Below are 11,180 nucleotides of genomic sequence, written 5' to 3'. Positions count from 1 at the left end.
GGACCTCGACCCCTACCCGCCGAACCTCACCCGGCGCGCCCCCCCACCGGATGTCCGAAGAGCCGCTTAAGGGGTGACCTCTCCCCTAGAGGCTGAGGGATGAGGTTCAGTCCCCTGACCGCACAGAAGCGGTCACTGCGATGTCCCGTCGCCCCGGTGCCGAACGACCGCATACAGACGCTGGTCCGAACCGGCAGCGGACTGAGCCTCGATCTGCACGTCGAAGGGGCTGGGGCGCCGGCTCGGAAGACCGGCCCGGCCGTGCCCTGTCCCAGCCAGGCAGACTCCGGCTCAGCCGGCCGACCAGATGTCGAGTTCTGCGCGGAAGAACGCGTCCGCCCGCGCCCGCGCTGCGTCCTGCCGGGAGCTGCCCTGCTCGGTGCCGGCGTGCTGAGGACCGTGGTGCCCGGCACCGCCGCCCGGAGCAGCGCACTGCTCCCCGGAGCGGACCGCGGCGTCCCGCCCTGCCTCGCGCTCGGCGGCCCGGGTGAGCTCGTCCTCGACGAAGCGGGTGAGCACGGCCGGAGGCTCGCCGGCCCCCAGCTCCCGCGTCACGGACTTGAGCGCGATGAGCTCCTCGGCCGCGTCCTGCACCGCAGGCTCCGCCGAGGCCTCGCGCAGGAGCGCGCGCAGCTCCATGGGCGGGACGGCGGACTCCGGATGCGCGGCGAGCCAGCGCAGGGCGGCGGCCGGCCGCAGTGCGTAGAAGAACCGCTTGAGCGTGTGCGGCCGGCTCTTCTGTTGCTGGGCCACGTGCAGGTAGTGCCGGCACAGGGCCTCGCGGTCCACGACCTCGGCCGCGAGTGCGAGGGCACGGTCCCTGAAGCCCTCATCGCCGGAGTAGACGATGGGCGAGCGCAGCCATTCCACGGCCGTGGCGTTGCCCTTGACGAGCAGCCGTACCGCCTTGCCGAGGTCCCACCCGCTCACGTCGTAGGTCTCGTCGAGCGGCGTCTCAATGACGTCGCGCTCCGGCCACAGGGACAGGTACGCGTCCCGCGGGCGCACGTAGAGGAAGCGGCAGTCGTAGTCGCTGTCCGGCGAGGGGAAGCCCCACGCACGGCTGCCGCTCTCGATCGCCCAGAGGATCCGCACACCGTGATCGGCCTCGACACCGGCCAGGCGCGCGTCGATGCCGCTCACCACGGCGGGGTCGAGACCGGAGGGAACTGCACACATGTGCGCAAGCCTATCGGCGCCTCGGGAGCGGTGCGCCGGGCACCGGGGCACCCGGGCGGGGCCACACGCTGACCGGGCCGGCACCTCGGGTGGGGGCCGCTGGGCACCGGGGCATCCGGGCGGGGGCCACACGCTGGCCGGGCCGGCGCCTCGGGAGCGGTCGGCTTGCCGCTCCCCGCGACCATTGGCACAGTGGGCGCATGAGCGAGGCGAGCACATCCAGCACACAGGTCCCGGCCGCACCCACCATGCGTGCGATGCGGCAGGAGGTGCACGGCGGACCCGAGGTCCTGCACGAGGTCACCGTCCCGCGCCCGGAGCCCGGCATCAGCGAGATCCTCGTGCGCGTGCGGGCGGCCGGCGTCAACCCGACTGACTGGAAGCACCGCGCCGGCCGCCGCTTCCTGGGCGACCCGCCCTACGTGCTGGGCTGGGACGTCTCCGGTGTGGTGGAGCAGGTGGGGCTGGGCGTCACCCTGTTCCGGCCGGGCGACGAGGTGTTCGGAATGCTGCCCTACCCCCACGGCGCCGGCTCCCACGCGGAGTTCGTCACGGGTCCCGCCCGCGCCTTCGTCCGCAAGCCGGCCTCGGTGGACCATGTGCAGGCCGGCGCGATCCCGCTCGCGGCACTCACCGCCTGGCAGTGCCTCGTGGACGTCGCGGAGCTGCGCGCCGGCGAGCGCGTCCTCATCCACGCAGCCGCCGGCGGGGTGGGGCACATGGCTGTGCAGATCGCGAAGGCACTGGGCGCTCAGGTCATCGGCACGGCGAGTGCGCCCAAGCACGGGACCGTCATGGGCCTCGGCGCGGACGAGATGATCGACTACCGCACCACGGACTTCGCCGAGGCGGTGAGCGACGTGGACGTCGTCCTCGACACCCTGGGCGGCGAGAACCAGCTCCGCTCACTGCGCACGCTGAAGCCCGGCGGCCGTCTCGTCTCCACCGTGCCGGTGCCGGCCGGGGGCCTCTCCGCCGAGGCCGAGCGCCTGGGCGTGCGCGCCCAGGTGATGCTCGTGGAAGCGGATCAGGCCGGCATGAGCGCCGTCGCCGATCTCGTGGAGACCGGACGGCTGCGCGCGCTCATCGCGGAGGTCTTCCCGCTCGCCGAGGCCGCGAAGGCGCACGCCGCGGGCGAGACCAACCGCACCACGGGCAAACTGGTGCTCACTGTGAGCGACTGAGCGACTGAGCGGCGCCTATCGCTGGGCTGAGCGGCTGAGCGGAGCCTATCGCTGGGCTGGGTGGCCCGAACGAACGTGGGCGGCCCGGAACTTCTGGACCGAATCTCATGGGATCACTTCACCCGGCCACCCACGCCGAAATGGCTGGGTGAAGCGATCGGACCAGCCGAGGCCGGTGCCGGCCTCGGCATCGGAGCATTCAGATCACAATACGGCGAAGGTGATGCGGGAGCGCGCGGGAGCCGGCCTCGGGCGCGGCTGCGGGCAGTACTCTGAGCGGCATGACGAGCAGCGCAGCTGTCGGGAGCCCCCGCCACCGGACCTCCGCCGAGGCCTCGCCCCCGGCCCCGCGGATGGGACCGCGGGCGTGTGCGTGGGCGGGCTTCGCGGTGGTGCTGGCCTATGCGGCCTTCGCCGCGCTCCAGATCATGGTGCTCAACCCGCGGGCGGCCGCACCGGGGCGCAGCCTGGCGGTGATCCGTGACGAGGTCGCGGCCGCCGGCGAGTCGCTGGGACACAGCTTCGCGCTCATCGTCCTCTCGGTGGGGGTGGTCCTCGCAGTCGCCGGACTGATCTTCGCCTATGCCGCACCGCAGCTGAGGCGGGCGCCGGTGACCCTGTACTTCCTGCTTCTGCTCGTGTGCGGCGCTCCCGGATACTTCTTCGCCTCGTTCGCCTCCGGCATGGCGCTCGCGGACACCTACGGGATCACCGGCGAGGACCACTCACGCTGGTCCGTCGTCCTCTTCGCGGCGAGCGGGGCTGCGCTGCTCGCCGCGCTCGTCCTCGGCCTCGTCGCGCTGTCCGGACGCCGGCGACACTGACGCGGCTCCACACGCGAACTCCCAGCTACACACGCGGACTCCCGGCTCCACGCGAACTCCCAGGCCCACACGACCCACACCTCAGGCCCAGCCTCTCCCCGCAAGTTACGTCTGCGTACCGGCCGTGCAGGGCGGCCGGTACGCAGACGTAACTTGCGGGAGGGGGCGGGGCAAGGGGCACAGCACCCGCCCGGAGAGCTGCGGGAAGGGCTGTGGGGAAGCCTGCGGGAAGGACCTACCGGGAGGGCTGCGGCACCTGCGGGGAACGCTGCGGCACGGCGAGCGACACCGTCACCAGCACGAGCAGGGAGACGGGCAGCGCGACGACCACGGACGCCACCTGCTCGACAGGACCGAGAACCTCCCAGCAGACGGTCACGGCACCCGCGGCGACCATCGAGGCGATCGCACCGGCCGCGCTCGCGCGCTTCCAGAACAGCGCGGCGATCACCACCGGGGTGATGGCGGCGCCGTACATCGTGTAGGCGTACATCTGCAGGGCGAGCAGCGAGGGGAAGAACTGGACCATGACGTAGCCGAGCACGGCCACTCCCGCCACGGACAGGCGGCTGATCCGCACCTCCTGCCGCTGGGCGCGCTCCGGCTCCGCGGCCGCCTCGCGCTGCCGGCGGCTTCCCGGCCGGAAGACCAGGTCGTAGACGATGTTGCCGGAGCAGGTGAGCAGGTACGAGGAGCCCGTCGTGACGATGATCGCCAGCGCCGCCACAAGGATCACGGCCCCCAGCGTCTCCGGCACGAACTCCCCTGCGGCCAGGCCCAGGATCGCCATGTCCGGATCGGACTCGGGGTTGAGGATGCTCGCCGAGGACGCCAGCAGGATGATCGGCCCCACCACGAGGACCGCTCCCACGAAGAACACCAGGATCGCCTTGAACGCTGTCGCGGTGTCCTTGGCCGCGCCGATCCTCTGATGCATGTTCTGGTCGCCGAGGATCAGCAGGAACAGCGGCAGGAAGTAGCCGAGGATCTGGAGCGGACCGAGCACGCCGGTCACGGACCGGAACGCGGGATCGAGCTGGTCGACGTAGCCGCCGATCCCGCCGAGGTCGCTGACGAAGAGGTAGGCGAGCGCTCCGCCCAGACCCAGCACCACGAGCAGCGACGAGAGGAAGTCCGTCCACGCCACGGACTTCAGCCCGCCGGAGACCGCGAGGAAGCCGATGAGGACCAGCGCGACGATCGTCCCCTGCACCTCGCTGAGCGGGGTGATCAGGCTGAGGATGTAGCCGGTGCCGGTGAACTGGTAGGCGGAGATGCCGATGAAGGCCACGAGCACCAGCACGGTGCCGATCACTCCGGTGAGCGGTCCGAACCGCGCGCGCAGGAGCTCCGGCACCGTGTTGAAGGAGCTCTTCCGGATGCGCCGGGACATGAGGCCCAGCACGACGATACCCACGAAGGTCCCCATGAAGAAGAAGATGCCCGCCAGCGGACCGTTGGTGAAGACGAAACTGGCCCCGCCGATGATCGAGCCGGAGCCGACGAAGGTCGCCAGGAGCGTGCCGCCCAGCACGAACGTGGGCAGCGAACGGCCGGCCATGATGAAGTCGCCGCCGTCCCGGATCGACTTTCTCCGGGAGAACCATGCGGCCACGCCGATCATCAGCGCGAGGTAGAGGACGAGGACGACGATGTTCGTCATGGACATGTGGCACCTCGGGGGTCGACGGCGGAACCGGACCAGTATGCCCGCCGTCACACACGAATGCAAACAATTTTGCCTGCCGCGCTCCGGCGAGAGCACGACACGGGCGCGGCCGGTGCCCCCTCGTGGCCCCGCCCCCTAGGGCTCCACGATCCCCATGGACCGCCACAGCTCGTCCGCCTCGCGCAGGTGGGCCTCGACGTGCTCACGGTCCAGATCCGCGAGCACGGTGAGCACGGCCTGCACGGCGGCCACCGCGGGAATCGTGGAGGGGAGGTAGCGCGAGCTCTCGCTGGGGACGGTGACGACCACCTCGGCGAGCCGTGCCGCCTCCGTGGAGCGGTCGGCGAAGACGACGAGCGCAGCCCCGCGCTCCCGGGCGAACCGCGCCAGCCGGAGGACGATCTCCGCGGTCTTCCAGACCGTGAAGGCGATCACGACGTCCCCCTCCCCCAGCTTGCGGACCGCGTTCAGCTGCGCGGACGAGGGGCCGTGCGGGAGCTCGAGGTCGTAGCCGAGGAGCTGGCCGTTGTGGGCCAGGACCTCGGCCGGCGCGAGGTAGGTGCCGGTGGCGAGCACCACCGTCCGCCGGGCGCTGCGGATGCGTGCGGCGGCCCTGGAGTAGGCGTCCTCGTCGAGCCCCTCCGCCATGCCCTGCAGGGTGCTGATGTCCCCGAGCACCACCTCGCGCGGACCGCTCGCCCCCACTTCTCCCGCCGGCGCGAGCATGCTGTCCGCGCGCAGACCGGCCAGGTAGTGCCCGCGGTACTCGATGATGAATGCCGGCCAGCCGGTGAAGCCGAGGAACTGCGCGGTCCGCGTCACCGTCGCGATGTTGACGTGCGCCGCCGCGGCCATCGCCTTGACCGTGGCGAAGGCGGCCTCCTGCGGCGCAGTGCGCAGGACTTCCAGCACCCGGGCCATGGCGGGCGGAGCCCCGCGGCCGTCCAGGAGCGTGTCGATCCAACCGGCGATGAACTCGTCCGTCATTGCAAAGTCCTTTGCATAAGCCTACGGTGGGCGGCAGACACCCATCCGCGAACGGAAGGCGCACGCAGTGAAGCTCGATCCCCGCGCGACCGCAGTGACGAATGTCCGCATCCTCGATCCGGAGGCCGAGACCGTCTCCGCACCCACCACCCTCCGCTTCAACGGCGATCGTATCGCGTCGGTGGGTGCCGCCCCCGCGCCCGGCGAGGAGGTCTTCGACGCGGAGGGGCGCATCGCCGCCCCGGGCCTCATCGACTGCCATGTGCACGTGCTCGCGAACTCCCCCGACCTCGGCAGCCTCGGGGACGAGTCCCCCGCCTACCTGACCGCCTGCGCGATCAACACCATGCAGGGCGCCCTGCGCCGCGGGTTCACCGCGCTGCGGGATGCGGGAGGCGCGGACTTCGGGCTCGCGCGCGCAGCGGACGAAGGCCTCTTCGTCTCGCCGCGCCTGTTCTTCGGCGGCAAGTCGCTCTCTCAGACCGGCGGACATGCGGACATGCGCGGGCCGGGCAACGCCCTCGTGGACAACCACCAGTGTTGCCCGCACATCGGCCTCGTCTGCGACGGCGTGGACGAGGTCCGCCGCGGCGCCCGCCAGCAGTTCCGCACCGGCGCGGACCATCTCAAGCTCATGCTCTCCGGCGGCGTCGCCTCTCCCACCGACAGGGTCGATTCGACGCAGTTCTCCGATTCGGAGATCCTGGCCGCCGTGGAGGAGGCCGAGGCCGCGAACCGCTACGTGCTCGGCCACGCCTACACCGCGCGGGCGATCAACAGGGGCCTGCGCCTGGGCGTGCGCTCGATCGAGCACGGGAACCTCCTCGATGAGGAGACGGTGCGGCTGTTCCTCGAGCACGACGCCTTCCTGGTCCCCACCCTCGTGACCTACCAGCGGCTCAAGGCCGACGGCGCGCGCCTCGGGCTGCCCGCCGCGAGCCAGGCCAAGGTCGACGACGTGCTCTACGCCGGCCTCGAAGCCCTCCGGCTCGCGGATCGCGGGGGCGTGAACATCGCCTACGGCTCGGACCTGCTGGGTGAGATGTGGGAGTACCAGAGCCAGGAGTTCGAGATCCGCGCCCAGGCGCAGTCCGCAGGGGCGGTCCTGCGCGGGGCCACGACCACGGCCGCACGCCTCCTGCAGGCCGAGGGCGATCTGGGGATCCTCGCAGAGGGTGCCTACGCGGACCTGGTCCTGCTGAACGCGAACCCGCTCGAGGACGTCACCGTGCTGGCGCGCCCGGAGGAGAGCATCCACAGCGTCTTCAGCCGAGGCGCACTGGTCGAGGACTGAGCCTCTCGCCGCTCCCGAGGCTGGAGGTCCGGTCTCGGGAACGGCCCACCGGGCGTCCGGCCCCGGGCTGCGGGCATCCGGACGAGGAGCCCTGTCCCCTCGTAGGTTACGTCTACGTACCGGCCGCCCTGCACGGCCACTACGCAGACGTAACCTACGAGGGAGGGGGCACAGGAAGGGGCACGAGAGCAGGGGGAAGCGGGAGGGGTGTGCCGAGCGCGCGAGGCCGGGCGGGGCCGGGCGCGCCAGAGGACAGTGAGCACCCCGGTCCGGCGGGAGCCTGAGAGAGCCCGGGTATCCTCGAGACGTCCCACCCACCCCAGGACGGAGAGAGCCATGAGCAGCGGTACGCAGTCGATCGACCGCGCCGCAGAGGTCCTCGCCTTCGTCGTCCGGGCCGAGGACCCCGTCTCCTACACGGCCGTGGTGGAGCAGACCGGCCTGGCCCGCTCCACCGCCTCCCGCCTTCTGCAGGCACTCGAACGCGGCGGGCTCCTCGAGCGCAATCGCGAGGGCCTCTTCCGCGGAGGCCCTCTGTTCGCCGAGTACGCCTCACGGTTCGACAGGGTCCAGACCCTCGCGGCCGCGGCCCAGCCGCTCCTCGAACAGGTGGGTGAGGCGACCTCGGAGACGGTGACGCTGGGGGTTCCCAGCGGTGACACCGTCGTGCACATCGCCCAGGTCGACTCCGCCTACGTGCTGGGTGCGACCAGCTGGGTGAACGCCGAGGTGCCGGCACACACCTCGGCCCTGGGCAAGGTGATGTACGCCTTCGGTGCCCTGCCGCTGCCCGAGGGCGAGCTGGAGTCCTGCACACCGCACACCCTCACCACTCTCCCCGCGCTCGAGGCCGACCTGGAGCAGGTGCGTACGCGCGGCTACGCCGTCACCTGCGGCGAGTTCGAGGAGGGACTCGACGGCATCGCCGCACCCGTGCGCAGACCCGACGGATCCGTCCACGCAGCGCTCGGAATCTCCGGCCCATCGCTGCGGCTGGAGGGCGAGCACGCCCGGATGGGCACCCTGCTCATGAAGGCGGCGCGCTCACTCGAACGCGGACTCGCGCAGCGCCGCGGCACCTCCTGAGACGCCTGCGCGCAACCAGAGAAGATCGCGCACAGCCTGAGACGAGCGCGCAGCGGTCCGGGCTCCTCGCCTTCCGTCCCTCTCACTCTCGGCTCAGGCGTTCGACCAGATCACGGCGCCACGTCTCCGTCGCCGCGATCTGATTGAACGTGTACACGTGGAGGCCGCGGACCACGGATCCGGACGCGGGCACGGGCCCGTCTCCGCGGCCGTAGGTGTGTCCGCCTCTCCGGGGGTGCTGGGCAGGCCCCTCTCCGACCTCACGCGCGGCCCTGGCCTCGGCCTCGGGCGCGGATGCTGACTCGGCCCCGGCCCCCACCTCGGGGGTGGACACTGCCCCGGCCTCAGGAGCAGCCGCCCTCCGCTCGGAGGGTTCCCGCGCTCCCGTCCCCGAGGCCTCGGCCCCCTTCTCGGGGAGCACGGGAACTCCCTGCGCGTCGAGCTCCCGCACCAGCTGTCGGAGCCACCGTTCCGGGCTGAAACCGCCGGGGGTGAACATCCGTGCGAAGAGCGAGCGGTTCTTGGCGAGGAAGCGGGCCGACTCCCCCACACCGATGGCCCCGGCCACTTTGAGGAGCCGGGTGCGCTCCACCGCACCCGCCGCGCCGATGAGGACGGGCAGCGCCTCGCCCCGTTCCCGCAGTGTGCGCGTCCACGCGGCGACCCGCGCGGGATCGAAGCAGAGATTGCTCACCACGTGGGTGGCGTACGGTCTCTTGTCCGTCATGGCTCGGACCGTCGTCCCGTCGGGGATCGTCGGATGGGACTCGGGGTAGCCGGCGACGCCCACGTGCCCGAAGGGAGAACCCAGCTCCGCGAGGTCGCGCAGAAGATCGAGCGCCCCGGTGTACGGTCCGGCAGGTTCAGCGGCATCGCCGGCAGGCACGAAGACGGAGTCCACCCCGGCACCGGTGAGGCGGCCGACGATCTCCTCCAGCCGGCCTCTGCTCTCGACCATCCGGGCCGCGAGGTGCGGAACCGTGCGATAGCCGGATTCCTGCAGACTCACCGCCGTGCTCAGCGTCCGCTCGAGCCCCATCCCGGGCGAGGCCGTCACGGTCACGATGCGGCCCTGCGGCAGGTTCTCCATCACGGCCGAGACCACGGACTTCGTGGGCAGCACCTCGAGGCGGGGCGCCTCCAGGAGCTCACGCAGCACGGCGGACTGGGCTTCGCTGAGGCGTCCTCGCCGCAGTGCCATCCTCGCCAGCCTCCCCTCCGGGAAAGGAATGTGATCCACACCATAGCCTCGACGCCGGAGCGCGGGCTACACTCATGTTATGGGACTGCAGTTCCATATTATAGAACTGCAGGCGGGTTCGGCAACGGCGGCGGACCACACCTCGTGCACCGTCATCACGGGGCGGATCCACCGCAGCTGCGGGAACCGCAGGCAGGTTCGGCCACGGCAGTGCTCCGAGCGAGGCAACGCTCCGAGCGAGTCAGCACGAACAGCGGATGGTGAGATCCTCATGACCACTTTCGACGACACCGACACCTTCCCCGAGGGCGGCCGCACCGCCGCCTCCCCCGAACCGCCCACCAGCGCAGAACCGCAGGCCGGCGCAGGCACGGACACCGCGCCGGACCTGGAAGCCGCACTCGACGTGGGCGAGGACCCCGTCGACGAGAACGTCCCCAGCGTCGACCAGAGCGACCGGCTGGTGCCCATCAACCTCCGCCAGTCCGGGCCCACTCCCGTCGAGATGCTCATCGACACCCGCGTGCGGAAGTCCCCGTACTGGGAGCTGTCGATGCAGGCCGGCTGCTGGCGCGCCTCGGTCTACAACCGGATGTACCACCCGCGCGGCTACGTCCCGTGGGAGGACGGCGGGATGATGGCCGAGTACGAGGCGCTGGTGAACCGCGTGACGCTGTGGAACGTGGCGGTGGAGCGCCAGATCCGGGTGAAGGGCCCGGACGCGGAGGCGTTCGTGAACTTCGTCATCACCCGCGACGCCACGAAGATCCCGCCCATGCGCGCCCGCTACGTGATCCTCTGCAACCAGGACGGCGGGATCCTCAACGACCCCGTGCTCCTGCGGATCAGCGAGGACGAGTTCTGGTTCAGCCTCTCCGACTCCGACCTGCTCCTGTGGCTGCAGGGCGTGAACGTCGCCGGGACCTACGACGTGGAGATCGCGGAGATCGACGTGTCTCCCGTCCAGGTGCAGGGACCGCGCTCCGTGGACCTCATGGCGGACCTGGTGGGGCCCGAGGTCGTGGATCTGCCCTCGTACGGCCTCATGAGCGCGCGGATCGCCGGGTGCAGGGTCATCGTCTCCCAGACCGGGTTCACCGGTGAGAAGGGCTACGAGATCTACCTCTACGACGCCACCCGGTACGCGGAGCAGCTGTGGAACGCGGTGCTCGCCGCCGGCGAGGCGCACGGCCTGGCGGTCGTGGCGCCCTCGCACCACAGGCGGATCGCGGCCGGGATCCTCTCCTGGGGACAGGACATGGACGTGGAGACCCTGCCGTTCCAGGTGAACCTCGCGTACCAGGTGCCCAGGGAGAAGACGGCGGACTACATCGGGAAGGCCGCGCTGGAGACGGCGCGAGCCCGGATCGAGGCCGGCGATCCTCCGTTCACCCACCAGCTCGTGGGCATGCGGCTGGGCGGGAAGCCCATCGACGACTATGCACCGGACTTCTGGCTCATCAGTGCGGAGCCCGGCGGCGCCCCCGTGGGATACGTGACCTCGCCCTGGTATTCCCCGGAGCTGGAGTCGAACATCGCGATGGGCTACGTGCCGGTCGCCATGACCCGGCTGGGCACTCCGGTCTGGGTGCACCTGCCGGACCAGTACGCGGAGACCCCGGGAGATCCCGTCTGGGGCGAGGTCGTGGAGATCCCGTTCCGGCCGTCCGTCAACCCCAACACCCGTGAGCGCCTGAAGGAGAAGGGCCTCGACAGCGCGGTGTGAGCCGGGAGCGGGATGCGGTGGGAGCCGCGT

General features: G+C 71.2%; 9 protein-coding genes. 5 read left to right on the top strand and 4 right to left on the bottom strand.

The features are described from left to right. Positions 1–291: 291 nt before the first annotated feature. Entirely contained in the window at positions 292–1,179 is an 888-nt protein-coding gene (locus tag ABD240_RS09150) for a nucleotidyltransferase domain-containing protein (protein ID WP_344336947.1), read from the bottom strand. Between the two features lie 200 nt (positions 1,180–1,379). Here ABD240_RS09150 and ABD240_RS09145 point away from each other — a divergent pair, with 200 nt between their 5' ends. Both ABD240_RS09145 and ABD240_RS09140 read left to right on the top strand, forming a co-directional pair. Beyond that, positions 1,380–2,363 carry an NADP-dependent oxidoreductase gene (locus ABD240_RS09145; protein WP_344336946.1) on the top strand — a complete coding sequence of 328 codons (984 nt, stop codon included), beginning with the start codon at positions 1,380–1,382 and terminating at the stop codon, positions 2,361–2,363. Between the two features lie 281 nt (positions 2,364–2,644). Continuing rightward, positions 2,645–3,187 (top strand): hypothetical protein, encoded by a 543-nt coding sequence (locus ABD240_RS09140; protein WP_344336945.1) that lies wholly within the window; start codon positions 2,645–2,647, stop codon positions 3,185–3,187. 235 nt (positions 3,188–3,422) lie between these two features. On the opposite strand, the gene ABD240_RS09135 is transcribed toward ABD240_RS09140, so the two are convergent. Both ABD240_RS09135 and ABD240_RS09130 read right to left on the bottom strand, forming a co-directional pair. Beyond that, the gene (locus ABD240_RS09135) at positions 3,423–4,856 is read right to left on the bottom strand and encodes a sodium:solute symporter family protein (protein ID WP_344336944.1); all 1,434 of its coding nucleotides are present in this window, start codon (positions 4,854–4,856) and stop codon (positions 3,423–3,425) included. Positions 4,857–4,991: 135 nt separating this feature from the next. Further along, positions 4,992–5,843 (bottom strand): MurR/RpiR family transcriptional regulator, encoded by an 852-nt coding sequence (locus ABD240_RS09130; protein ID WP_291799230.1) that lies wholly within the window; start codon positions 5,841–5,843, stop codon positions 4,992–4,994. A 67-nt stretch (positions 5,844–5,910) separates the two neighbouring features. Here ABD240_RS09130 and ABD240_RS09125 point away from each other — a divergent pair, with 67 nt between their 5' ends. Together ABD240_RS09125 and ABD240_RS09120 are read left to right on the top strand one after the other, a co-directional pair. Beyond that, complete coding sequence (locus ABD240_RS09125; protein WP_344336943.1) at positions 5,911–7,137, top strand: metal-dependent hydrolase family protein; 1,227 nt, start codon at positions 5,911–5,913, stop codon at positions 7,135–7,137. A gap of 336 nt (positions 7,138–7,473) precedes the next feature. Then, positions 7,474–8,223 carry an IclR family transcriptional regulator gene (locus ABD240_RS09120; RefSeq protein WP_291794816.1) on the top strand — a complete coding sequence of 250 codons (750 nt, stop codon included), beginning with the start codon at positions 7,474–7,476 and terminating at the stop codon, positions 8,221–8,223. Positions 8,224–8,305: 82 nt separating this feature from the next. Here ABD240_RS09120 and ABD240_RS09115 read toward each other — a convergent pair whose 3' ends face one another. Then, complete coding sequence (locus tag ABD240_RS09115) at positions 8,306–9,424, bottom strand: methylenetetrahydrofolate reductase (protein ID WP_344336942.1); 1,119 nt, start codon at positions 9,422–9,424, stop codon at positions 8,306–8,308. A gap of 271 nt (positions 9,425–9,695) precedes the next feature. Here ABD240_RS09115 and ABD240_RS09110 point away from each other — a divergent pair, with 271 nt between their 5' ends. Next, a complete protein-coding gene (locus ABD240_RS09110) occupies positions 9,696–11,150 on the top strand; it encodes an aminomethyl transferase family protein (protein ID WP_344336941.1) in 1,455 nt (484 codons plus the stop codon). Positions 11,151–11,180: the final 30 nt, after the last annotated feature.

This window comes from Brevibacterium salitolerans, from assembly GCF_039531405.1.
GTDB lineage: Bacteria > Actinomycetota > Actinomycetes > Actinomycetales > Brevibacteriaceae > Brevibacterium > Brevibacterium salitolerans.
Note: the sequence above shows the minus strand (reverse complement) of the source record. Positions and strands in the feature narration are given on the sequence as shown.